Source organism: Nocardia sp. NPDC051756, assembly GCF_040681495.1.
Lineage (GTDB): Bacteria > Actinomycetota > Actinomycetes > Mycobacteriales > Mycobacteriaceae > Nocardia.
Window position 1 is genome coordinate 764,482 of sequence record NZ_JBFAYV010000005.1, and the last position, 21,268, is coordinate 785,749.

Here is a 21,268-nt window from a genome sequence, read left to right on the forward strand (position 1 = left end):
GACAGGGGAATACTGGGAACCACAGTGGCGGTGACGACCAGCGGTGGAGGGCACAGCGATGACGATGATGTCCATGCTCGGTGAGGTTCGGCCGGAGCACGATCGCGCGGCGGACGGCGAGCTGGTGCTCCTGCACTATCTGCGCTCGTTCCGAAAGCCGGTGCTCGAGGTGTGGTCGGCCGCGACCGACCGCGGGCAGCTGGCGCACTGGCTCGGCGCGGTGTCGGGCGGCAGCGGCAATCTGACCATCGAGCCGATGGACGGACCGGTGTCGCGGCCGGTCGCGGTGCGGGTCGGGCATTGCCAGGCGCCGCACGAGTTGATCGTGCACATCGACGGGTGTCTGCTGGAGGTGCGGATGACCCAGGTCGGTGTGGTGACCAATGTCGAGCTGATCCGCCGGCATGTCAGCCCCGCCGCCGCGCGCGAAATCGGACCGCGCTGGCAGTACCTGCTGGATCGGCTCACCGCCTATCTGGATTACGAACCGTTGCCGCAGTGGGCCGACTACCCGAAGCGGGCCGACGAATACCGCTGAGCGGTCAGACGAAGAAGCCTGCGATCCCCCAGCCCGGCCGGGCCTGGGCCTCGCGGATCCACTCCATGCACGATTCGATCGCCGCGAGCACCTCGTGGTCGACCTCCTCGCGCTGCTTCGGGGTCGTCGATTCCCATTGCACCAGGGCTTCGGCGCATTGCTCCGGGGTCCATTCGCCGTAGCCGGGTAGCTCTTCCGGCTCGGGCAGGGCGGCGGGCAGCGCATGGTAGACGAAATCGGCGAGGCTGATCGCTTTGATGCCGAGCTCGGCCAGGCCCTCGTCGACCTGTTCCAGCCAGCTGCCGCGGAACGGGGAGAAGTAGCGGTTGTCCAGGAACCTGCCGTAGAACTGGCAGATCGTTTGGTACGCATAGGCGTATTGGAAGCCGTAGCCCCGATCGAACGGGCCGCCGTCGATCACCGCGCGCACCGCGTCGTACCGGGCGGGCGCGCCGTTGGCGATCTCCTCGGCGAACCAGTCGTCGGCGTGCGCCAGCTGCGCCTTGAACCGGCCGCCGATCATGCGCCGGAGCTTGTCGTCCCGCGAGCCGATCGCGGCCCTGACCCTATCCAGTTCGACGACGTAAACGCTCAGGCTGTAACTCATGAGCGAACATTAGCGACACCCACCGACATGAACGGCGCACCGACGGAAGGCGTTTGACGCTAGCCGGTCTGCGCGGTGACCCGGTAGCCGAGACTGATTCCCTTCTCGATGTATGCCGCGCCGCCGAGATGCAGCCATCGGCCGACGCCGGCGCGCGGATCGGTCAGGTAGGTCGCGCGCACATAGTCCACACCGGCCGGAAACCCGCCCGCCGGAGCGGACTTGGTGCTCACGACGAACGCTTCGGCCCACAACTGAGGTTCGGGCGCGCCGTCGAGCAGCGGCGGAACACCGGGCAGAAAGAAGGCGAACTCGTCGGCCGGCGCGCGAAGCGACCGGGTGAACCTGCCGGTGATGGCGAGCCGCACGATTCCGGTATAGATCGTGCAGCTCGGCGTCAGGTGCAACGGCGGGGCGGGCTGGACGTCGAATTGCAGTGCCATGCGCCGACTTTACGGACGTCGACGACCAACGCGCACGCCTCCGGCAGTCGCGGCTAGGCCGGGACGTCGGAGGGGTTGGGGACGAGTTCGCGGAGGTGGGTGGCGAGGAGGGTGTTGACCTCGGTGGCTCGTTCCAGTTGGACGAGGTGGCCGGCGTCGGCGATCTTGGTGACCGCGCGGAGGTCGGGGACGTGGTTGCGCAGGGTGGTGAGGGGGTCGCGGCCGCTGAAGCCCTCCATGTCCGGGTCGTGGTCGCCGTACATGAAGTAGGCGGGGACGGTGACGGAGGCGTCGGCGTAGTCGGCGGTGAGTTCCCAGTTGCGGTCGAGGGCGCGATACCAGTTCAGGCCGCCGGTGAAGCCGGTGCGTTCGAAATCCTGGGCCAGGGTGTCGAATTCGCGCTCGGTCAGCCAGCGCCAGGGCAGCGGCGGGGCCTCCGGCAGCACGTCGAGGTAGCCGGTGCCTTCCGCCGGGAACTGCCAGGTATCGAGGTAGTGGTAGTCGGCGCTGAGCGAGTAGTAGACGCGCTGGAGGAATTCCCTTGGGCGAGCGGCGAGTTCGGCATCGGCTACGCCGGGGGTCTGAAAGTAGTGCAGGTGCAGGAAGTGTCGCGCGGCGGCCTTGGCCCACAGTTGCGACGGCGAGCGCGGCGGACGGGGGGCGAACGGGTTGTTCAGGACGATGACGCCGCTCACCCGTTCGGGTGCGCGTAAGGCCAACTCCCACACCAGGGCTGCGCCGAAGTCCAAGCCGACGAAGACCGCTTGCTCGGCGCCGATGTCGTCGAGCAGGGCGAGCAGGTCGCCGATCACGGCCTCGTTCGTGTACGAGTCGACGTCCGCGGGCAGGTCGGTCTGCCCGTAGCCACGCAGGTCCGGAGCGATGGCGCGGTAGCCCGCCGCCGCGACCGACTCCAGCTGGTTGTGCCAGATGAACCAGGTGTGCGGGAAGCCGTGGCAGAAGATCACCGGATGCCCCTCGCCCTGCTCGGCGACGTGCATCCGGACGCCGTTGGTCGTCACGAACCGATGCGTCAACTCCACTGCGGCCTCCAAAACCTAGAACGTGTTCTCGTTTCACGGTAGTGTGCTGAAGTCGTGAGCGGAATACCTAACCCACTGACCGGCAAGATCGCGGTGGTCACCGGCGCGAGTCGCGGGATCGGCAAGGGCATTGCCCTGGAACTCGGTGCGGCGGGGGCGACGGTGTACGTCACCGGACGCTCGGATACGCCTGGGCGACTGCCCGGCACGGTCGGGGAGACCGCCGCCGCGATCGACGCGGCGGGCGGAGTCGGCGTTCCGTTCGTCTGCGATCATCGCGACGACGACGCGGTGCAGCGGCTGTTCCAGCAGATCCGCGACGAGCACGGGCACCTCGATGTGCTGGTGAACAACGTCTACAACTCCCCCGCCGCCGCCCGCTGGCTCGGTAAGCCGTTCTGGGAGGTACCGCCGAAAGCCTGGGACGAGACGTTCGATATCGGCGTCCGATCGCATTACGTGGCAAGCGCTTTCGCGACGCCGCTGCTGATCGAGTCGGAGGGACTGATCGTCAACATCTCCTCCCCCGGCGCGATCCGGTACATGCACAACGCGGTGTACGGCGTCGCGAAAACCGCCTTGGACCGCCTCACCGCCGACATGGCGCACAACCTGGCCGACACCGAGGTCACCGTCGTCTCGCTCTGGCCCGGCATCGTGGATACCGAACTGCTGCAACTGGTTCCGGCCGACGCGCAGGGCCAGCGCCTGGTCACCCTGCCCGGCGAAGGCACCTTCGACCTCGCCCAGGCCGAAACACCCCGCTTCCCCGGCCGCGCGGTCGTCGCCCTCGCCACCGACCCCGACCGCCGCTCCCGCACCGGATCGCCCTGGCGGGTAGCCGATCTCGCCGACGCCTACGGCTTCACCGACCTCGACGGCCGCATCCCCCGCCCCGACTGACACCCTCGGAGTTGCCACGGCACCTGTCGATAAAATCTGCACCCGCATTCGGGATTTGCACCCGGAATAGAGCCCGAAAGTCGGTGCAGGTCCCGAGTAAGGGTGCGGATTTCGACGTCAAGGGGCTGTGGGGCGAAGTCAGGCGACGCCGAGGAAGCGTTGGACTGCGCGGGAGGGTTCGGGTTTGGCTCGCCAGGCCAGGTAGACGTGGGACGGTGGGGCGTCCGGGATGTTCAGGTAGACGACGCCGGGGTGCGGTGCGCGGGTGCGGGCCAAGGCGGGGGCTCCGCCGATGCCGCGGTTCGCCGCGACCAGTTCGATCCACTCGTCGAAGTTGCGGCAGGTGATGATCGGCCGGTTCGGGTCGGCGTGTTCCCACGAGTCGGCGTGGGTTGTGCCGGAGACCACGTTCACCACCAGTGGATATGCGGCGAGATCGGCCCAGCGCAGGCCGGTCGCTTCCGCCAGCGGTGAGTGGGCGGCGACGGCGAGCACGCGCTGCTCGGTCGCGATCCGGCGGGATTCGAGGTGGCTCGGTAGCCGAGTTTCCCTGCGGTATATGGCGATATCGATGGCGCGGGTGTCGAGCGCCGCGAGCGGGTCGTCGATGCGGTGCAGGGTGATGCGGCCGCCGAGGGCCTCGTAGCGGCGGCGGGTGGCCGTGTGCCAGGTGGTGGGCAGCAGCCAGGCGAAGCCGACCTCGATGGTGGCACGCGAGCGGAGCTGCGCGGTGACCGTGTCGACGTCGGCGAGGATTCGCCTGGCGTGCGCCAGCAGTTCGGCACCCTCGTCGGTCAATTCGAAACGCCGGGAGGTGCGTTCGATGAGCCGGCACTCGATCTGGCGTTCCAACTGCTGGATCGTCCTGGTCAGCGCGGGTTGGCTCAGGTGCAGGCGGACGGCGGCCCGGGTGTAGTTCGCCTCCTCGCACAACGCGACGTACGCGCGCAGGTGCCGCAGCTCGATGTTCGCCGATCCGCCGGCCGGTGTGGGCACTCCGTCCGGCCGCGCTGCCTCATCCATGCATCCAGCGTATATACGGTGCATAGAAAGCATTTCCCAGACCGGAAAATGGACCGTACGGTCGCTGAAGTGACCGCTACTCTCGCTCGAGCTCCGCGCAGCAGTCTCGCACCGGCTTTCGCGGCCGCCGCCGGATTGGCCGCCGCGATGGGCGTCGGCCGGTTCGTCTACACGCCGCTGCTGCCGATCATGGTGGACGCGCACCAGATCGACGCCAACGACGGCGCGGTGATCGCGACCGCCAACTACGCCGGTTATCTGCTCGGCGCCATCCTGCTCACTCGCTGGCCGGAACTGAACACCCGCAACATCTTTCGGCTCTCCGCCGCACTGCTGATCATCAGCGAACTGTTGATGGCGGTACCCGCACCCACGATTGTTCCTGCGGCACTTCGCCTTGTCGCCGGTGTCACCAGCGCGGTCATCTTCGTCGCGTGCGCCGGGGTGGCCGCCAGGCACGGCAGCAGCCGGGAGGCGGCCGGAATCGCCATCAGCGGAGTCGGTTTCGGGATCGCGCTGACCGGGTTGCTGGTGCTGACCGTGCGGCCGTTCCTGGGTTGGCAGAGCATGTGGCTGGTCTCGGCGGTGCTGACCGTGGTGTTGCTGCTGCCCGCGTGGCGGCTCGATATCCAGCCCGGTCGCCGTGCGGGCAAGGCCACGATCCGGTCGAAGGGGGCGTGGCGGGCGCTGCTGGTCTCCTATTTTCTGGAGGGCCTCGGGTACATCGTGATCGGCACGTTCCTGGTGGCGGCGATCAGCGATCAGCGCGGGCAGGTGGTCGGCGCGTGGATCTGGGTGGTGGTCGGCGCGGCCGCGGTACCGGCCACCGTGCTGTGGGGCATTGCCGCACGCCGCTGGAGCCCGGCGGTCGCCATGCCGATCGCGCTGGTGGCGCAGTGTGTTTCGGCCATACTGCCCGCGCTAAGCACCGCGGTGTGGCCTGCCGTGCTGTCGGCGGCGCTGTTCGGCGCGACCTTCCTCGGCATCGTGATGCTGGCGATTCGGATCGGCGGCGAGCTGTCGGACGGCAACGCGGCGGCACCACTGACCGCCGTCTATGGCGCGGGGCAGATGCTCGGTCCGTTGGTGGTGGCGCCGGTGATCGGCGACAGCTATCCGGCCGCGTTCGTCATCGCCGCCGTCGTGCTGGCGGGTTCGACGATCGCGGCCGGTGTGGTGACGCGCCTGATCAGGCGAACTTGATCTCCAAGCCGATGCCGATGATGGCGATGACCCATACCAGGCCGGTGAAGACAGTGATTCGGTCGAGGTTTTTCTCCACAACGGTCGAGCCAGAGAGGCTGGACTGCACACCGCCGCCGAACAGGCTGGACAGACCTCCACCCTTGGCGCGGTGCAGCAGCACCAGCAGCACCAGCAGCACGCTGGCGATGATCAGGAGGATATCGAGGAACATCCGCATGCCGGACAGTGTATGCGGACGATCCGATCCCACCGAATCAGGCACTCGGCAACGCCGATCCTAAGCAGGCAGAATCGCGACCAGGTGGGTGATCTGGTCGTCGCCGATGGTGTATTTCGACGCCTCCTGCTCGCGGATCTGGTCCTGCGCCGTGAGCCTGACCTGGTGTTGATGCATGTGTTCGGCCCAGGAGCGGACCACGAACGCCTCCACGTAGCGGTCGAGCACGCCGACGTCGCGATACAGTCGCCACTCCATCGCCCCAGTTCGCTGCCGGGATCGGCCGACGAACGCCATCGCGGCCATGAACTCGTCCACGTTCTCCGGCGGGACGTCGTAGGTGCGCAGCACCATGACCGGTCCGTCGGCAGGTTCGGGTTCGACCACGAGCTGCGGTTCCGGCCAATATGCCGACGGCGTCTGGTCCAGGTTCTCCGCGTTGTGCCCGATCGGCAGCCACACCGTGCTCACCGCGCAGAGCGCGAGCAGCACCGCCGCGGTCAGCAGCGCGAACACCGGACCCATCGCCCCCGCGACCACACCCCAGACCAGCGAGCCGATCGCCTGCCCGCCCATGAACACCAGCAGATACACCGACAGCCCGCGCGCACGCACCCAGGCGGGCAGCAGCAGCTGCATGGTCGAGTTCATCGTGGACATGGCCAGCAGCCAGGCGAAGCCGGCGAAGACCAGCAGCACCAGCACGATGGGCACGATGTGCACCAGCGCCGTGGTCGCGGACGCGAGCCCGAACAGGACGGCGGCCAGGCTCAAGCGCTGCGTGGGCGTCATCAGGGTGCGCAGACGGGACAGGCCGACGGCGCCGAGCACCGCGCCGATGCCGAGCGCGGCCAGCATCAGGCCGTAGCCGGAGGAGGACAGCCCGAGTTCGTCGCGCGCTATCACCGGAAGCAACGCCCACACCGCGCTGGCCGGGGCGATGAACAGGATCGAGCGCAGCAGCACCCGCCGGATCGCGGGGGCCGCTTTGATGAACCTGGTCCCGGCCTGCAACGCCGCCAACGGACGTTCGCTCGGTAGCTGCCGATCCGTCGCGGGCCTGCGCCACAGGGCGAGCACCGCGACGATGCCACCGAACGACACCGCGTTGAGCACGAACACGAACGTCGGGCCGGACAGCGAGACGAGCACGCCGGCGATCGCGGGTCCCACCGCGCGCCCGATATTGATGCTCATGCTGCCGAGCGCGGCCGCCGACGGAATCTGTTCGCGCGGCACCAGTTCCGGCTGAATCGCCTGCCAGGCCGGCCCGGTGAGCGCCTGCCCGCAGCCGATCAGGAACAGCAGGATGAGCAAGACCGCCGGCGTGGTGTGCCCGGTCGCCGTCGACACCGCCAGCACCGCGGCCAGCACCGCCATCGTCGACTGCGCCCCGAGCAGCAACCTGCGCCGATCGACCAGATCCGCGATCACCCCGGACGGGATAGCGAGCAGCATCACCGGCAGCGTGATCGCGGTCTGTACGAACGAGACCAGCACCGCCGCATTCGGCTCGTCGACCAGCACCCACTGCGCGCCGACCGTCTGCATCCAGGTACCGAGGTTCGAGACCAGCTGCGCGATCCACAACGCGCGATACACCGGCGACCGCAACGGAGCCCAGGTCGAGACAGCGGCGTTCGGAGCAGTGATCACTCACTGAAGCTTAGGCTGGCCCACCTCCCCGGCGATCCAGGGCAGTCGAGGAGTGTCGCAAGCCACCCGCTGGAGTCGAGCGCTGGTTGCTGGTCAGGATGAGCGCCACGGTGAGCAGCGCAGCGCCGAGCAGGCCCAAGCGAGTCAGGCGTTCGCCCAGGACGATGGTGGCGAGGAGCGCGCCGGTGAGGGGTTCGAGGAGGGCGAGGATGGCGGCGGTGCCGGGGCCTGCGTCGGGAAGGCCGCGGAAGTAGAGGGAGTAGGCGATCGCGGTGGGGATCAGGCCGAGGGCGGCGAGGAGGGCGAGGTTGCCGGGGGTCGGGGTGAAAGTGATGCCGGTGGTGAGGGCCAATGGAGTGAGTAGGGCTGCGCCGCCGGTGAATCCGAGGCCCGTGGTGGTCATCGGGTCGAGGCCCTCGATCGGCCGGGAGCTGATGACGGTGACCGTGGCGAAGGCGGCCGCGGCCGCGACGGCGAGCGCGGCGCCGGCGAGTAGGCCGGTGGAGCCGACATCATCGGCGGGGACGCCGACCAGTAGGGCCAGGCCGGAGAGTGCGAGGCCGATGGTCGCCGCTCGTCTGCGATCGACGGCGCGGCGGCCGGTGAACTGCTCCAGCAGCGCGACCACGACCGGTGACGCGCCGATGGTGATCAACGTGGCGATGCTGACCGACGACGCGGCCACCGCGCCGAAATAGCACGCCTGGAAGGTGGCGGCGAGGACGGCCACCGCGCCGATCCTGCGCCAGGCCACCAGGTTTCGCGGCCAAGGCCGCCGGGTCGCCGCGAGCAGGGCGACGAGCAGCAAGCCGCCGACGGCGAGCCGGCAGGTGGCCACCGCGATAGGTGACAGCCCGGTGGCACGGCCGAGCAGGGTGCCGAGCAAACCGCCGGTCCCCCAGAGCATTCCGGCGCCGACGAGGTAGACCAGCCCGGAACGACCGGCCGTGGACAGAGATATGGACATGAAGGATTGCGCTCCTGCGACAGAGAGGGATGGGGTCGCGGAAGCGAGGTGCACATCGAATGCCGAAGAACCGCAGCGCAGATACGCTGAAGGGGCGCTACCGGACGCAGGCGGTCGTCAGACCGCTGACCGGAGCGAATGCGGAAGTACGCCTACACCTCGCTCAGGAGGCGAGCGGCGGGGAAATCGGAAAGAATCGGTGCACGCGGCCGAGCCTAACGTCTGGCCGCAGGACTTGTCGCCCGGGTTTATTGCTCGGGCCCGCGCAACAGTGGATCTGCCGCGATCCTGGCGGCTGTCTCGGCATCAGGTGGATAGGGCCGGGCGCGCACGATCCATTCGGCACGCAGCTCGGGGATCGTCACCTGCCGTTCGTCCCAGTCGGTGTGCAGCCGACCGGACCAGTCCATCTCGGCCGTGCCGTACGGGTCGCCGAGGGTGTAGGCGAGGTGGTCGTTCCACGCCGAGTACGACGTCGAAAGCGTAACCGCCTCCGGCACCCGGAGTTTCAGCAACCACCGCCCGTGCGCCCATTCATGTTCTCCGAGAAGCGCATTCGCGGTGCGCCGGACCGGTGTCCGGCGAAGTCCGCGCCCCGGCCAGCACCAGACCGGCGGCGCATCCCCGCAATCGATTCCGCGCCTTGCCATTTCGTCCGTCATCGCCCGGAACGTCGGCCGAAAGTTCGAGGACACCAGATCCCAGTCGGCGCGGTAGCGACCACTCGCCCGCACCGCGGCAACCACCTCGGGCGCCTGGAGCGTCCACAACCGCACCTTATTCGTCGACCGACTCGGCATAGCTCCGCAGCATGTCCCCGACCAGCTTCAGCACCTCTTCATCCAGCTCGGGCCGCTGATATACGCCGCGAACGACCGCCTGACCGGAGAATACGTGCAGCGCCATGAAGAAAATCGGCTCACGCAGCCGCTGCGGGAACTGGCTCAGCACCCCGGTGCGATCCACCGCGGCGACGATCTCGTCGTAGTAGTTCTCGACGGTAGGTGCGATCCGCACCCGCAACTCCGCATCCGACCGGGCCGCCAGATAGATCTCCCGCAACGCATGCGTGGTGTTGTCCTGCTGCGCCGCCTGCAAGAACCGCAACGCCGTATCGAGCGGACTCGCTTGATCCCCAAGATGTTCCATCACCACGCTGAACGCGGCCAGCTGCCGCGTGACGATCGCCTCGGCGGTCCGCACGATCAGGTCGAGCCGGCTGTCGAACTGCCGGAACATCGCCCCGACGGACAATCCGGCGCGACCGCAGATCTCCTGCACGGTGGTGCGCTGATACCCGACCTCACCGATCGCGGCGATCGTCGCATCGATCAGCTTGGCGACGGTGGCCGCGCGGCGTTCCTGCTGCGTCCGCCGTGGACGCGATGTTTCGGCGCTCCCGGTCATGATTACCCATCCTGCCCGCCCGGTCCCGCACGGGCGGTCATCGGGTCAGCGTGATCGTTGACACAGCGACAGAGCGCACTCTACAGTCGACGCGCCAGTTAGGAAACAATTGCTCTCTTTTTGCCCGAGAGCCGTGGCGCGCAGCGTTGCGTAAAGGTCGAGGAGTTCCGAATGAAGATGGGCACTGCCGCGGGCACCAAGAGGATGGTCGCGCACACTTGCCTGGCTCTGACCGCCGGTTTGACCATGGCGATGAGCCCCATGGTGATCGGCATGGCGCACGCGGATCCGGTGCCGGTCGCACCGCCGCTGCCGTTTCCGCTTCCCCCGGCCCCGCCGTATCTGGATCCGGGCTTCTACAACCCCGATCCGGCCAGGATCGCCGCGGCCCAGCCCGGTGAGATCCTCGGCGCACGCCAGGTCAATCTCGCGAACTTCTTCCTGATCCCGCTCAACGTGCGGGCCTGGCAGTTGTCGTATCGCAGCACCAACACGCGCGGCGAGGCGATCCCCGCGGTCGCCACGGTCATCGTGCCGTACCGCCCGTCGCCGACGCCCGACCGCAGCCTGGTCTCGTTCCAGTTCGCCGAGGACTCGCTGTCGGTGAACTGCGCGCCGTCCTATGTGCTGCAAATGGGCTCGCTGCCCAACCCGACCAACCCGGTGATCGGCGCCGAGTTCCTCGAGGTCCAGGCCATGTTGCAGCTCGGGCACGCGGTCGTGGTGCCCGACCATCAGGGACCGAACGCAGCCTACGCGACCGGCCCGCTCGGCGGCCGGATCACCTTGGACGCGATTCGCGCGGCCCAGAACTTCGAACCGGCCGGGCTGCCGGGTGCGGCGACGCGCACCGCGCTGTGGGGCTACTCGGGCGGCGCCATCCCGACCGCGCACGCCGCCGAACTGCAACGCGCGTACGCACCGGAGCTGAACCTGGTCGGCACCGCGGCCGGCGGCGTGATGGCCGACATCCGCGCGGCGATCGATTACAACAACGCCACCTCCACCTTCGGCGGTGCGGTGCTCGGCGGATTGTTCGGCGTGGCAAGGGAATACCCGGAGCTGAACCAATTCGTCGACCGGTACATGAACCCGCTCGGCAAAGCCATCCGCGTGGTGCACGAAGGACAATGCGTCGCACTGCAATTCGCGGGGTTCCCGTTCGTGAACATCAAGGGACTGTTCGACTACCCCGGCGGCGATCCGCTCAGCGCGCCCGAACTGCAACCCATGCTCGAGGAAATCAGCCTCGGCCGCCGCGGCACGCCGATCTCGCCGATGTACTTCTACGAGGCGCCGCTGGACGAGGTGATGCCGGTCAACGCGCTCAACAAGGTCTACGACACCTACTGCAAAGACCCGAGCGCCAAGGTGTTCTACACCCGGGAACTGATCAGCGAGCACGGCATCGCCGCCGTCTCGGGCGCGGGTTCGGCCGTGCTGTGGCTCAACGATCGGCTCAACGGCGTCCCCGCGCCGGAGGGATGCAGCAACCGCGACGTGCCGTTGCAGATCCTCGATCCGGGCGCGTTCGGCGCCGTCGTCAACACCCTCGGCGGGGTTCTCGCCTCTGCGCTCGGCATGCCGGTCTGACCTGCCGAAAACCCGGCCGGACCGCACGACGTCGGTACCATCGCGTCATGTCGGCTAATTTCGTGCGGTTCGGCCCGGTCGCCCTGCTGGCCCTGCTCGCGGTCAGCGCCTGCTCGAGCGGCGACTCGAAGTCCCCCTCGACCACGCCCGACCTGGCCGGCCACACCTTCCTATCGACCGGGGTCGAGGGCACGCCGATCCCCGGCGGCGGCCCGCTGACCCTCACCTTCAAGGACGACCGGATCGCCGCGGACGCGGGCTGTAACTCCTATTCGGGCGCGGTCACCCTCGACGACCACAAGCTGCGCGTGTCCGGCCTGGCCAGCACCCTGATGGGCTGTACGGGCGATCGGCAGGGCGCGGACGAATGGCTCAACGGCCTGCTGAACTCCGACCCCAGCTGGCAGCTCGACGGCGCGAAGCTGACCTTGAAGTCCGACAACCTGACCGTCACCCTGCTGGACAAGAAGGTCGCAGTGCCGGACAAGCCGATCAAGGGCACCACCTGGATCGTCACCGCCCTGATCACCACAGACGCCCAAATCCGTTCGCAGACCATCGATGAGGTGAAACCCACGCTCACCATCGCCGACGACGGCAGCGTCACCGGCACCGCCGGCTGCAACCGGATGACCGGCCGCGCAACGGGTTCCGACGCCGAGCTCACCTTCCAGATCGCCACCACGAAGATGCTCTGCCCGGTCGAGGTGATGGACGTCGAGCAGTCGGTGCTGAAAGCGTTGGACGGCAAGACAACCGCGACCGTCGACGCGAACACCCTCACCCTGCGCAACGCGAACGGCAACGGCCTCACCCTGCGCGCGGAGTAGACCCGCAACGAGAAAGAGCCGGGCATCTGTTGGATGCCCGGCTCTTTTCGTGAAAACGGTTACGGCAGTGGACCGCCGGCGGCGATCGCGGACAGGGTGGCGAACTCGTCACCCTTCAGCGAAGCACCGCCGACCAGCGCGCCGTCGATGTCGGTCTGCCCGACCAACTCGCCGACGTTCTTGGCGTTGACCGAGCCGCCGTAGAGCACGCGCACGCCCGCGGCGATCTCCGGCGTGGCCAGCTTTGCCAGCTCCGCACGGATCGCGCCGCACACTTCCTGCGCGTCCGCGGGGGTGGCGACCTTGCCGGTGCCGATCGCCCAGACCGGCTCGTAGGCGATGACGACCTTCGAGATCTCCTCCGCCGTCAGGCCTTTCAGCGAACCACGCAGCTGCTCGAGGTTGTACTCGACGTGTGTCTTCGCCTCGCGCACGTTCAGGCCCTCACCGATGCAGACGATCGGCGTGATCCCATACTTCAACGCCTGCTTGGCCTTGGCCAGCACGATGGCGTCGTCCTCGTGGTGGTACTGCCTGCGCTCGGAGTGCCCGACCGCGACGAAGGTGCAGCCCAGCTTGGCCAGCATCGCGCCGCTGATCTCGCCGGTGTAGGCACCCGAGTCGTGCGCCGAAATATCCTGCGCCCCATAGGTGAGCAGCAGCTTGTCGCCCTCCACCAGCGTCTGCACGCTGCGCAGGTCGGTGAACGGCGGCAGCACCGAGACATCTACCTTGGCGAAGTACTTCTCCGGCAACGCGAACGCGATCTTCTGCACCAGCGCGATCGCCTCGAGGTGGTTGAGGTTGAGCTTCCAGTTGCCCGCGATGAGCGGCTTCCTGGCGAAAGACTTTGTCACAGCCGTAGCACTCCTCAATCTTCCAGCACTGCGATGCCCGGAAGTTCCTTGCCCTCCAGGTATTCCAGCGACGCGCCGCCGCCGGTGGAGATGTGCGAGAAACCGTCGTCGGGCAGCCCGAGCGCACGCACGGCCGCCGCGGAGTCGCCGCCGCCGACGACGGTGAACGCGCCCTTGCCGGTCGCGACGACGATGGCCTCGGCCACGCCCTTGGTGCCCGCCGCGAAGCTCTCGAACTCGAACACGCCCATCGGGCCGTTCCAGAACACCGTCTTCGCCTCGGTCAGCAGCGCGGCGAACCGGGAGGTCGACTCGGGCCCGATGTCCAGACCCATCCAGCCGTCCGGAATCTCGTGCGCCGGAACGACCTTCGAGTCCGCGTCGGCGGCGAACTTGTTCGCCACCACGATGTCGCGGGGCAGGTGGATGACGTCCGCGTACCGGTCGAGCAGGTCCTTGCAGGTGTCGATCATCTCTTCCTGCAACAGCGAGGTACCCACCGAAAGGCCCTGTGCGGCAAGGAAGGTGAAGCACATGCCGCCACCGATGACCAGCGTGTCCACCTTCGGCGCGAGCGCCTCGATGACCGCGAGCTTGTCGGAGACCTTCGACCCGCCGAGCACGACCGCGTACGGCCGCTCGGTGTCGGTGGTCAGCTTGGCCAGCACGTCGACCTCGGCCGCGACCAGCTGGCCCGCGTAATGCGGCAGCAGCTGCGCCACGTCGTACACCGACGCCTGCTTGCGGTGCACCACACCGAAGCCGTCGGACACGAACGCGCCGTCGTCGCCGACCAGCTCGACCAGCGCGGCGGCCAGCTTGGCCCGCTGCGCGTCGTCTTTGCTGGTCTCGCGCGGATCGAAGCGGATGTTCTCCAGCAGGAGCACATCGCCGTCGGTCAGCCCCTCGGAGCGCGCGAGCGCGTCCCCGCCGACCACGTCACCGGCGAGCTGGACGTTGCGGCCCAGTTCCTCGGCGAGCTTCGCGGCGACCGGAGCCAGCGAAAGCTTGGCGTCCCGCTCGCCTTTCGGCCGGCCGAGATGCGCGGTGACGATCACCTTGGCGCCGGCCTCGGCCAGCGCCTTGATGGTCGGCACGGACGCGATGATCCGACCGGGATCGGTGATCTGGCCGTTGTCGTCGAGGGGGACGTTCAGGTCGGAGCGCACGAGCACGCCCCGACCTTCGACACCCTCGCTGAGCAGATCGTCGAGAGTTTTGACTGTCATGGCCTCAGAGCGACTTGCCGACGAGGCCGATGAGGTCGGCGAGACGGTTCGAGTAGCCCCACTCGTTGTCGTACCAGCCGACGACCTTCACCTGATCGTCGATGACCTTGGTCAGCGGCGCGTCGTAGATGCAGGAGTGCGGGTCGGTGACGATGTCGCTGGACACGATCGGGTCCACGTTGTACTTGAGGTAGCCCTTCAGCGCACCCGCGGCGGCGGCCTGGTAGGCGGCGTTGATCTCGTCGATCGAGGCCGACTTGGCCAGCTTGACCGTGAGGTCGGTGACCGAGCCCGTCGGGACCGGCACGCGCAGCGCGTAGCCGTCCAACTTGCCCTGCAACTCGGGGAGCACCAGGCCGATGGCCTTCGCGGCGCCGGTGCCGGTGGGCACGATGTTCAGCGCGGCGGCGCGGGCGCGACGCAGGTCGGCGTGCGGCGCGTCCTGGAGGTTCTGATCCTGCGTGTACGCGTGGATCGTGGTCATCAGGCCACGCTCGATGCCGAAGCTGTCGTGCAGCACCTTGGCCAGCGGGCCGAGGCAGTTGGTGGTGCACGAGGCGTTGGAGATGATGTTCTGGCTGCCGTCGTACTTGTCGTCGTTGACGCCCATGACCACGGTCAGGTCCTCACCCTTGGCGGGTGCGGAGATGATGACCTTCTTGGCGCCGGACGCGAGGTGGCCCTTGGCCTTGGTCGCGTCGGTGAAGATGCCGGTCGACTCCACGACCACGTCCACACCCAGGTCGCCCCACGGCAGCGCCGACGGGCCCTCCTTGATGGCCAGCGCCTTGAGCCGCTGGTCACCGACCACGATGGTGTCGTCGCCGTCGAGCGAGACATCCTGCGGCAAGCGGCCGAGGATCGAGTCGTACTTGAGCAGGGTCGCGAGAGTCGCGTTGTCGGTGAGGTCGTTGACCGCGACGATCTCGATGTCGGTGGTGCCCAGCGCCTTCTGCGCCTCCACCGCCCGGAAGAAGTTACGTCCGATACGACCGAAGCCGTTGATGCCTACCCGGACAGTCACGTTATCGCTCCTCAGCTTTCAAGCGGATCATTCCGATGTCTTGTAACAGTAGTGCCCGCCTGTTACCGCACTGACATGCACCTGGACACACCACTACGGTAACCAGCGAAATCAATCACCGACCGGTCTGTTTCCTCACAGTACGGACCGCCTACCAGCGGCGCAGCGCTGTCAATCACCCTGGCAATCCGATGCGGTTACCCAACCTGGGTGACACACGTCCCCTTCGCCCGGATCGACACCCGCCAGCGAAGATCCGCACCCACCCTCGGGATCCGCACTCGGAATAGGGCCCTAAAGCCAGTGCAGATCCCGAGAAAGAGTGCGGATGCGCGGCCGGGTCGTCAGACCGGCGCGGATCACCCCGCGGTCGGCGAATGCCGGGCCGCGGGGTGAGGTCCGAAGTCCCTGCTCGGTCTCCGCATTCACTGGGACGGCGGCGCGGGACCGTCAGGCCTCGTCGAGCAGTTCGGCGGTCACGGCCGACTCGGTGTCGGGGATGCCGAGCTCCTTCGCCCGCCGGTCCGCCATCGACAACAGGCGCCGAATCCGGCCCGCCACAGCGTCTTTCGTCATCGGCGGGTCGGCCAGCTGGCCGAGCTCCTCCAGCGACGCCTGACGGTGCTGCACGCGCAGTTTGCCCGCGGCGGCCAAATGGTCGGGCACGTCGTCGCTGAGGATCTCCAGCGCGCGCTCCACCCTGGCGGCCGCGGCGACCGCGGCCCTGGCCGAGCGGCGCAGGTTGGCGTCGTCGAAGTTGGCCAGCCGGTTCGCGGTGGCCCGCACCTCGCGGCGCAGCCTGCGCTCCTCCCAGACGATCCGGGTGCCGTGCGCACCCATCCGGGTGAGCAGCGCGCCGATCGCCTCGCCGTCACGCACCACGACCCGGTCGGTGCCGCGCACCTCGCGTGCCTTGGCGGTGATGCCCAGCCTGCGGGCCGCGCCGACGAGCGCGAGCGCCGCCTCCGGGCCCGGGCAGCTGACCTCCAGCGCGGACGAACGACCCGGCTCGGTGAGCGAGCCGTGCGCGAGAAACGCTCCGCGCCAAGCGGCTTCGGCATCCGCGATGCTGCCGCCGACCACCTGGGCGGGCAGCCCGCGCACCGGACGACCGCGCACATCGAGCAGCCCGGTCTGCCGGGCCAGCGCCTCGCCCTCTTTGGACACGCGCACCACGTAGCGGGAGGTCTTGCGCAGACCGCCCGCGCCGAGCACGTGCACATCGGAGCCGTAGCCGTATAGCTCGAAGATCTCCCGGCGCAGTCTGCGGGCGATGGAACCCATGTCCACCTCGGCCTCGACGATCACCCGCCCGCCGACGATGTGCAGGCCGCCCGCAAAGCGCAGCAGTGCGGACAGTTCCGCCTTGCGGGAACTGACTTGCGACACCGTGAGCCTGCTCAGCTCGTCTTTCACATCGGCTGTCATCGCCACGAGACGCGCTCCTTTCCACCCAACCCGGAACGCACATCCTGACCCATGTGCCGTCCCTCGACTCGAAGCCCTGCCATTTGCGGCCGAGGTTGCCGGATCAGTTGATCCAGTGCGGCGGCAAGCTTTCCGGGGTGATGCCGGTCCGTCCCCGCCTCGGCGACATCGGAGAAGGTTACCCGTGCGCGCAGCTGTTCGGCGGCTCTCGCCACATGTTCTCTTTCGCGACCCTCGGGCACCGACCCCGAATCGACCAAAACTTCGTCGACCACGAATTCCGGTGCGTGCTGGGACAATACATGGAGGTGCCGTTCGGCGGAGAAACCCGCCGTTTCGCCGGGCTCGGCGGCGAGGTTCAGCACCAGAACTTTTCTGGCTCGGGTGTACACCAGCGCCTCTCGTAGTTCGGGGACGAGCACATGGGGGATGACGCTGGTGAACCAGGAACCTGGTCCGAGAACGACCACGTCGGCGTGTTCGATGGCCGAGGTGGCTGCTTGACTGGCCGGCGGATCGGACGGGATCAGCCGCACGCGCCGGACCTTGCCGGGCGTGGTCGCGATGGCGACCTGGCCGCGAATGCAGCGGCTGACCCGCGGATCCGCTTCCAGCCCAGCCACATCCGCTTCGATGTCGAGCGCGATGGGCGACATCGGCAGCACCCGTCCGGTGATGCGCAACATCTTCGCGAGCTCGTCGAGCGCGGCAACCGGGTCGCCGAGTACCTCGGTCAGCCCGGCCAGGATGAGGTTGCCGACCGAGTGGCCGGCGAGTGCGCCGGTGCCGCCGAAGCGGTGTTGCACGGTCTGCGTCCAGATGCCGTCGGAGTCCGCGGCCAGCGCGGCCAGCGCCATCCGCAGGTCGCCGGGCGGCAGCACGCCTAGTTCGGCGCGTAGGCGACCGGACGAGCCGCCGTCGTCGGCGACCGTGACGACCGCGGTGATCTTCCTGGTCAGCCGCCGGATCGCGGTCAGCGTCGCGTATAGGCCGTGCCCACCGCCCAGCGCGACGATCGCGGGGTCGGATTCCCAACCGCTCATGCCTGCGCCTCGCTAACGCTCGGCTCCGGCATTCCTGGAGGACGCTGCGACATGATTCGTTCGCTGCGCTCACTCATTCGCGCCCCAGATCCCGATGCACGACCCGCACCACGTCGGCGGATCCCTCGGGCACGCCGGTGCCCTCGCTCAGCAGTTCGCCGAGCGCCTCGGCGATCGCCACGCTGCGGTGCTTGCCTCCGGTGCAGCCCACTGCCACCGTCATGTATCGCTTCCCCTCTTGGCGGTACCCGTTCATGGTCAGCTCGACCAGGTGGTGGCAGGTACGCAGGTAATCGTCCGCGCCGGGGCGCGACAACACGTACTCGCTCACCACTGATTCCTGACCAGTGTGTTCCCGCAATTCCGGTATCCAATGTGGATTAGGTAGAAAACGCACATCCAACACCATGTCGGCGTCGAGTGGAACCCCATGCTTGAAGCCGAAGGACTGCACGGTCAGCTGCAACGCGCTCGGCGCGCCGCCGCCGAAGGCCTCCTCCAGCTTGCGGTGCAGCTGGTGGATGGACAGTTCGGTGGTGTCGATGACCAGGTCCGCCGCGGTTTTCACGGCCGAGAGCCGGATCCGTTCGGCGGCGATACCCGCCGAGAGCGTGCCGTCCTTGCTCTCGCTCTGCAACGGATGCCTGCGCCGGGCGAAACCGAAGCGCCGGATCAGCACGTCGTCGGAGGCCTCGAGAAACAGCACCCTGGTTTCGATGCCGAGTTTGCGCAATTGATCGGTGACCACCGAGAGATCGCCGGTGAAGAACCGGCTGCGCACGTCCATCACCAGGGCGAGGCTGCGGATCGGCGGCTCGGCGGAGGCGCCCAGTTCGACCATCCGGCCGATCAGTTCCGGCGGCAGGTTGTCGGCCACGTACCAGCCGAGATCCTCTAGCACGCGGGCCGCGGTGCCGCGGCCCGCGCCGGATAGTCCGGTCACGATGACGACTTCGACCTGCGGGTTCGCCGCTGCGACAGCGCTCGAGGGGCCGGCCCGCCCCTCGGTCTGTCGCGGATTACCCGCAGTGTTGTTCGATTCGACGCGTGTCATGTCCTATGGGATCCGTCTCTTGGGTACCTCTCGAATCATCCCGCACCGGTCCCGGTATCGGGCGCAGACATGCGTGATTACCTTCCGTGGAGCAACTGGATGGTTCACAAACATGTGATGGAACGGTACCGAGGATATAGGTGGATGGCAGGGAAGCAGATGATTCCGATGTTTCTCAGCCTCCTTGCAGGGCAGCGAGTACGGCTTTGGCGGTCGCCAGGCCGATGCCGGGGACCTCGGTGATCTCCTCCACCGTGGCCTGCTTCAGCTTCGCGACCGAACCGAAATGGGTAACCAATGCGGTTCGGCGCGCCGCACCCAGCCCGGGCACCGAGTCCAGCGCGGAGGCGGTCATCCGGCGGGAACGTTTGCTGCGGTGGAAGGTGATGGCGAAGCGGTGCGCCTCGTCGCGGACCCGTTGCAGCAGGAACAGGGCCTCGCTGTTGCGCGGCATGATGACCGGGTCGCTCTCCCCCGGCACCCACACCTCTTCGAGGCGTTTGGCCAGGCCGATCACCGCGACGTCGGTGATGCCGAGCTCGTCGAGCACCTCGGCGGCGGCCGCGACCTGGGGTGCGCCGCCGTCGACCACGTAGAGGTTGGGCGGGTAGGCGAACTTGCGCGGGCGGCCGGTGTTCGGGTCGATGCCGGGGCGGGACAGGAGATCGGCTGTGTCGTCGGCGGTTTCGGCCTCCAGGTCCTCGGTGGCCAGCAGGTCGCGTTCCTTCTGCAACTTGTAGAACCGCCGCCTGGTCACCTCCCGGATGCTGCCGACGTCGTCGGAGCGGCCGTCGCCGGCCGCCTCCTTGATCGTGTAGTGCCGGTACTCGGACTTGCGGGCCAGGCCGTCCTCGAATACCACCAGCGAGGCGACCACGTCGGTGCCCTGCACGTGGCTGATGTCCACACATTCGATCCGCAGCGGGGCGCTGTCGAGTTCGAGTGCGTCCTGAATCGCTTGCAGCGCAGCCGATCTCGAGGTGAGGTCGCCCGCGCGCTTGAGCTTGTGCTGTTGCAGCGCCTCCATCGCGTTGCGCTGCACGGTCTCGGCGAGGGCCTTCTTGTCGCCGCGCTGCGGGACGCGTAGCTGCACCGCCGAGCCGCGCAGGTTGGACAGCCATTCCTGGAGCTGGTCGGTGTCGGCGGGGAGTTCGGGGACCAGCACCTCGCGCGGCACCACGGTGGCGGGCTGCTCGGATTCGCCGAGTTCGGCGACGGCGACCTGCTCGCCGTAGAACTGGGTGAGGAACTGCTCGACCAAGACGGCCAGTTCGCTGCCCGCCTCGGGGGCGTCGATGGCGTCGCCGGATTTGTCGACCACCCAGCCGCGCTGGCCGCGGACGCGGCCGTCGCGGACGTGGAAGATCTGCACGGCCGCCTCCAACTCGTCGGTGGCGAAGGCGATCACGTCGGCATCGGTGCCGGTGCCGAGCACCACCGCCTGCTTCTCCAGCGCGCGGCGCAAGGCCTGCACGTCGTCACGCAGGCGGGCGGCGTTCTCGAAGTCCAGGTCTTCGGCGGCGTCCTGCATGCGGCGTTCCAGCTGGCGCACCATCCGGTCGGTGCGGCCGGCCAGGAAGTCGCAGAAGTCCTCGACGATCTGGCGGTGCTCGTCGGCGCTGACCCGGCCGATGCACGGGGCCGAGCACTTGTCGATGTAGCCGAGCAGGCAGGGGCGGCCGATCTGGTTGTGCCGCTTGAACACTCCGTTGGAGCAGGTGCGCGCGGGGAACACGCGCAGCAGCAGATCCAGGGTTTCCCGGATCGCCCAGGCGTGCGCGTACGGGCCGAAGTAGCGCACGCCCTTCTTGCGCGCGCCGCGGTAGACGAACAGGCGCGGGAACTCCTCGTTCAACGTCACCGCGAGCACCGGGTACGACTTGTCGTCGCGGTAGCGCACGTTGAACCGGGGATCGAATTCCTTGATCCAGTTGTATTCGAGCTGTAGCGCCTCCACCTCGGTGGAGACGACCGTCCACTCCACGCTCGCGGCGGTGGTGACCATCTGCCGCGTGCGCGGATGCAACGAAGCTACGTCGGCGAAGTACGAGTTCAGCCTGCTGCGCAGGCTCTTTGCTTTGCCGACGTAGATGACCTGCCGATGTGCGTCCCGGAACTTGTACACCCCGGGTTCGACGGGAATCGTGCCCGGCTTGGGCCGGTACGTCGCTGGATCTGCCACCCGTCAAGCCTATCGAGC

At 68.0% G+C, this 21,268-nt stretch carries 21 protein-coding genes; 5 read left to right on the forward strand and 16 right to left on the reverse strand.

All coding sequences use genetic code 11. From position 1 onward, the window contains the following. Nucleotides 1-58 precede the first annotated feature (58 nt). The gene (locus AB0M22_RS25520) at nucleotides 59-538 is read left to right on the forward strand and encodes a hypothetical protein (protein WP_364731549.1); all 480 of its coding nucleotides are present in this window, start codon (nucleotides 59-61) and stop codon (nucleotides 536-538) included. Nucleotides 539-542: 4 nt separating this feature from the next. Here AB0M22_RS25520 and AB0M22_RS25525 read toward each other — a convergent pair whose 3' ends face one another. The 3 genes from AB0M22_RS25525 to AB0M22_RS25535 are packed head-to-tail and all read right to left on the reverse strand — an operon-like array spanning nucleotide 543 to nucleotide 2,631. Then, nucleotides 543-1,145, reverse strand: a complete 603-nt coding sequence (locus tag AB0M22_RS25525) for a hypothetical protein (RefSeq protein ID WP_364731552.1) — start codon at nucleotides 1,143-1,145, stop codon at nucleotides 543-545. Nucleotides 1,146-1,204: 59 nt separating this feature from the next. After that, nucleotides 1,205-1,588 (reverse strand): hypothetical protein, encoded by a 384-nt coding sequence (locus AB0M22_RS25530; RefSeq protein ID WP_364731555.1) that lies wholly within the window; start codon nucleotides 1,586-1,588, stop codon nucleotides 1,205-1,207. A gap of 53 nt (nucleotides 1,589-1,641) precedes the next feature. Continuing rightward, the gene (locus tag AB0M22_RS25535) at nucleotides 1,642-2,631 is read right to left on the reverse strand and encodes an alpha/beta hydrolase (protein WP_364731558.1); all 990 of its coding nucleotides are present in this window, start codon (nucleotides 2,629-2,631) and stop codon (nucleotides 1,642-1,644) included. A 54-nt stretch (nucleotides 2,632-2,685) separates the two neighbouring features. Here AB0M22_RS25535 and AB0M22_RS25540 point away from each other — a divergent pair, with 54 nt between their 5' ends. After that, the gene (locus AB0M22_RS25540) at nucleotides 2,686-3,534 is read left to right on the forward strand and encodes an SDR family NAD(P)-dependent oxidoreductase (protein ID WP_364731560.1); all 849 of its coding nucleotides are present in this window, start codon (nucleotides 2,686-2,688) and stop codon (nucleotides 3,532-3,534) included. Nucleotides 3,535-3,672: 138 nt separating this feature from the next. Here AB0M22_RS25540 and AB0M22_RS25545 read toward each other — a convergent pair whose 3' ends face one another. Continuing rightward, a complete protein-coding gene (locus tag AB0M22_RS25545; RefSeq protein WP_364731562.1) occupies nucleotides 3,673-4,557 on the reverse strand; it encodes a LysR family transcriptional regulator in 885 nt (294 codons plus the stop codon). A 69-nt stretch (nucleotides 4,558-4,626) separates the two neighbouring features. Here AB0M22_RS25545 and AB0M22_RS25550 point away from each other — a divergent pair, with 69 nt between their 5' ends. After that, nucleotides 4,627-5,760: a YbfB/YjiJ family MFS transporter gene (locus AB0M22_RS25550; RefSeq protein ID WP_364731565.1), complete on the forward strand. Its 1,134-nt coding sequence runs from the start codon at nucleotides 4,627-4,629 to the stop codon at nucleotides 5,758-5,760. Here AB0M22_RS25550 and secG read toward each other — a convergent pair. From secG to AB0M22_RS25575, 5 genes are all read right to left on the reverse strand, one after another. Further along, the gene (gene secG, locus AB0M22_RS25555; RefSeq protein ID WP_150408414.1) at nucleotides 5,747-5,980 is read right to left on the reverse strand and encodes a preprotein translocase subunit SecG; all 234 of its coding nucleotides are present in this window, start codon (nucleotides 5,978-5,980) and stop codon (nucleotides 5,747-5,749) included. The two genes, AB0M22_RS25550 and secG, sit on opposite strands and share 14 nt — an antisense overlap. A gap of 60 nt (nucleotides 5,981-6,040) precedes the next feature. Next, a complete protein-coding gene (locus AB0M22_RS25560; protein WP_364731990.1) occupies nucleotides 6,041-7,633 on the reverse strand; it encodes an MFS transporter in 1,593 nt (530 codons plus the stop codon). A gap of 13 nt (nucleotides 7,634-7,646) precedes the next feature. Beyond that, nucleotides 7,647-8,603, reverse strand: a complete 957-nt coding sequence (locus AB0M22_RS25565) for an EamA family transporter (RefSeq protein ID WP_364731567.1) — start codon at nucleotides 8,601-8,603, stop codon at nucleotides 7,647-7,649. Between the two features lie 248 nt (nucleotides 8,604-8,851). Continuing rightward, nucleotides 8,852-9,379 (reverse strand): hypothetical protein, encoded by a 528-nt coding sequence (locus AB0M22_RS25570; RefSeq protein ID WP_364731569.1) that lies wholly within the window; start codon nucleotides 9,377-9,379, stop codon nucleotides 8,852-8,854. A gap of 1 nt (nucleotide 9,380) precedes the next feature. Next, nucleotides 9,381-10,010, reverse strand: a complete 630-nt coding sequence (locus tag AB0M22_RS25575; protein ID WP_364731571.1) for a TetR/AcrR family transcriptional regulator — start codon at nucleotides 10,008-10,010, stop codon at nucleotides 9,381-9,383. A gap of 171 nt (nucleotides 10,011-10,181) precedes the next feature. Between AB0M22_RS25575 and AB0M22_RS25580 the strand changes: the two genes are divergently transcribed. Both AB0M22_RS25580 and AB0M22_RS25585 read left to right on the forward strand, forming a co-directional pair. Next, nucleotides 10,182-11,603, forward strand: a complete 1,422-nt coding sequence (locus tag AB0M22_RS25580; protein ID WP_364731574.1) for a lipase family protein — start codon at nucleotides 10,182-10,184, stop codon at nucleotides 11,601-11,603. A gap of 47 nt (nucleotides 11,604-11,650) precedes the next feature. Beyond that, nucleotides 11,651-12,433 carry an META domain-containing protein gene (locus tag AB0M22_RS25585; RefSeq protein WP_364731576.1) on the forward strand — a complete coding sequence of 261 codons (783 nt, stop codon included), beginning with the start codon at nucleotides 11,651-11,653 and terminating at the stop codon, nucleotides 12,431-12,433. Between the two features lie 59 nt (nucleotides 12,434-12,492). Here AB0M22_RS25585 and tpiA read toward each other — a convergent pair whose 3' ends face one another. From tpiA to uvrC, 7 genes are all read right to left on the reverse strand, one after another. Then, on the reverse strand, nucleotides 12,493-13,290 hold the full coding sequence (gene tpiA, locus AB0M22_RS25590) for a triose-phosphate isomerase (protein WP_364731578.1): 798 nt from the start codon (nucleotides 13,288-13,290) through the stop codon (nucleotides 12,493-12,495). A 14-nt stretch (nucleotides 13,291-13,304) separates the two neighbouring features. Beyond that, a complete protein-coding gene (locus tag AB0M22_RS25595; RefSeq protein ID WP_364731581.1) occupies nucleotides 13,305-14,519 on the reverse strand; it encodes a phosphoglycerate kinase in 1,215 nt (404 codons plus the stop codon). A gap of 4 nt (nucleotides 14,520-14,523) precedes the next feature. Further along, nucleotides 14,524-15,543 (reverse strand): type I glyceraldehyde-3-phosphate dehydrogenase, encoded by a 1,020-nt coding sequence (gene gap, locus AB0M22_RS25600; RefSeq protein WP_364731583.1) that lies wholly within the window; start codon nucleotides 15,541-15,543, stop codon nucleotides 14,524-14,526. A gap of 450 nt (nucleotides 15,544-15,993) precedes the next feature. After that, nucleotides 15,994-16,977 carry a DNA-binding protein WhiA gene (whiA, locus tag AB0M22_RS25605; protein WP_040736336.1) on the reverse strand — a complete coding sequence of 328 codons (984 nt, stop codon included), beginning with the start codon at nucleotides 16,975-16,977 and terminating at the stop codon, nucleotides 15,994-15,996. After that, nucleotides 16,968-18,014 (reverse strand): uridine diphosphate-N-acetylglucosamine-binding protein YvcK, encoded by a 1,047-nt coding sequence (yvcK, locus tag AB0M22_RS25610; protein ID WP_364731587.1) that lies wholly within the window; start codon nucleotides 18,012-18,014, stop codon nucleotides 16,968-16,970. Before yvcK ends, whiA begins: the two co-directional genes overlap by 10 nt. A gap of 73 nt (nucleotides 18,015-18,087) precedes the next feature. After that, a complete protein-coding gene (gene rapZ / locus AB0M22_RS25615) occupies nucleotides 18,088-19,068 on the reverse strand; it encodes an RNase adapter RapZ (protein ID WP_364731589.1) in 981 nt (326 codons plus the stop codon). 175 nt (nucleotides 19,069-19,243) lie between these two features. Continuing rightward, entirely contained in the window at nucleotides 19,244-21,250 is a 2,007-nt protein-coding gene (uvrC, locus tag AB0M22_RS25620; RefSeq protein WP_364731592.1) for an excinuclease ABC subunit UvrC, read from the reverse strand. Between the last annotated feature and the right edge of the window lie 18 nt (nucleotides 21,251-21,268).

What these genes read in the sequence shown, in the direction of transcription:
- AB0M22_RS25595 (WP_364731581.1), bottom strand. Translation starts at nt 14,519, where the DNA reads ATGACAGTCAAAACTCTCGACGATCTGCTCAGCGAGGGTGTCGAAGGT.
- AB0M22_RS25530 (WP_364731555.1), bottom strand. Translation starts at nt 1,588, where the DNA reads ATGGCACTGCAATTCGACGTCCAGCCCGCCCCGCCGTTGCACCTGACG.
- secG (WP_150408414.1), bottom strand. Translation starts at nt 5,980, where the DNA reads ATGCGGATGTTCCTCGATATCCTCCTGATCATCGCCAGCGTGCTGCTG.
- AB0M22_RS25545 (WP_364731562.1), bottom strand. Translation starts at nt 4,557, where the DNA reads ATGGATGAGGCAGCGCGGCCGGACGGAGTGCCCACACCGGCCGGCGGA.
- AB0M22_RS25585 (WP_364731576.1), top strand. Translation starts at nt 11,651, where the DNA reads ATGTCGGCTAATTTCGTGCGGTTCGGCCCGGTCGCCCTGCTGGCCCTG.
- AB0M22_RS25520 (WP_364731549.1), top strand. Translation starts at nt 59, where the DNA reads ATGACGATGATGTCCATGCTCGGTGAGGTTCGGCCGGAGCACGATCGC.
- rapZ (WP_364731589.1), bottom strand. Translation starts at nt 19,068, where the DNA reads ATGACACGCGTCGAATCGAACAACACTGCGGGTAATCCGCGACAGACC.
- AB0M22_RS25525 (WP_364731552.1), bottom strand. Translation starts at nt 1,145, where the DNA reads ATGAGTTACAGCCTGAGCGTTTACGTCGTCGAACTGGATAGGGTCAGG.
- AB0M22_RS25565 (WP_364731567.1), bottom strand. Translation starts at nt 8,603, where the DNA reads ATGTCCATATCTCTGTCCACGGCCGGTCGTTCCGGGCTGGTCTACCTC.
- AB0M22_RS25580 (WP_364731574.1), top strand. Translation starts at nt 10,182, where the DNA reads ATGAAGATGGGCACTGCCGCGGGCACCAAGAGGATGGTCGCGCACACT.
- AB0M22_RS25575 (WP_364731571.1), bottom strand. Translation starts at nt 10,010, where the DNA reads ATGACCGGGAGCGCCGAAACATCGCGTCCACGGCGGACGCAGCAGGAA.
- yvcK (WP_364731587.1), bottom strand. Translation starts at nt 18,014, where the DNA reads ATGAGCGGTTGGGAATCCGACCCCGCGATCGTCGCGCTGGGCGGTGGG.